The sequence below is a fragment of the Staphylococcus sp. HMSC36A10 genome, from assembly GCF_001838845.1.
Taxonomy (GTDB): domain Bacteria; phylum Bacillota; class Bacilli; order Staphylococcales; family Staphylococcaceae; genus Staphylococcus; species Staphylococcus aureus.
In genome coordinates this window covers 1-806 of the sequence record NZ_KV839115.1, presented here as the reverse complement: position 1 = coordinate 806, position 806 = coordinate 1, and the positions used below count along the sequence as shown (strand labels likewise).

The following is an 806-nucleotide window of genomic DNA, read 5'->3' as shown; positions in this document are numbered from 1 at the left end:
TGGAAACATAGATTAAGTTATTAAGGGCGCACGGTGGATGCCTTGGCACTAGAAGCCGATGAAGGACGTTACTAACGACGATATGCTTTGGGGAGCTGTAAGTAAGCTTTGATCCAGAGATTTCCGAATGGGGAAACCCAGCATGAGTTATGTCATGTTATCGATATGTGAATACATAGCATATCAGAAGGCACACCCGGAGAACTGAAACATCTTAGTACCCGGAGGAAGAGAAAGAAAATTCGATTCCCTTAGTAGCGGCGAGCGAAACGGGAAGAGCCCAAACCAACAAGCTTGCTTGTTGGGGTTGTAGGACACTCTATACGGAGTTACAAAGGACGACATTAGACGAATCATCTGGAAAGATGAATCAAAGAAGGTAATAATCCTGTAGTCGAAAATGTTGTCTCTCTTGAGTGGATCCTGAGTACGACGGAGCACGTGAAATTCCGTCGGAATCTGGGAGGACCATCTCCTAAGGCTAAATACTCTCTAGTGACCGATAGTGAACCAGTACCGTGAGGGAAAGGTGAAAAGCACCCCGGAAGGGGAGTGAAATAGAACCTGAAACCGTGTGCTTACAAGTAGTCAGAGCCCGTTAATGGGTGATGGCGTGCCTTTTGTAGAATGAACCGGCGAGTTACGATTTGATGCAAGGTTAAGCAGTAAATGTGGAGCCGTAGCGAAAGCGAGTCTGAATAGGGCGTTTAGTATTTGGTCGTAGACCCGAAACCAGGTGATCTACCCTTGGTCAGGTTGAAGTTCAGGTAACACTGAATGGAGGACCGAACCGACTTACGTTGAAA

General features: G+C 46.5%; 1 rRNA gene. It reads left to right on the top strand.

Features of this window, described 5'->3' with window-relative positions:
• Window positions 1–10: 10 nt before the first annotated feature.
• Window positions 11–806 (top strand): 23S ribosomal RNA (locus tag HMPREF3247_RS07650); the annotation flags it as partial.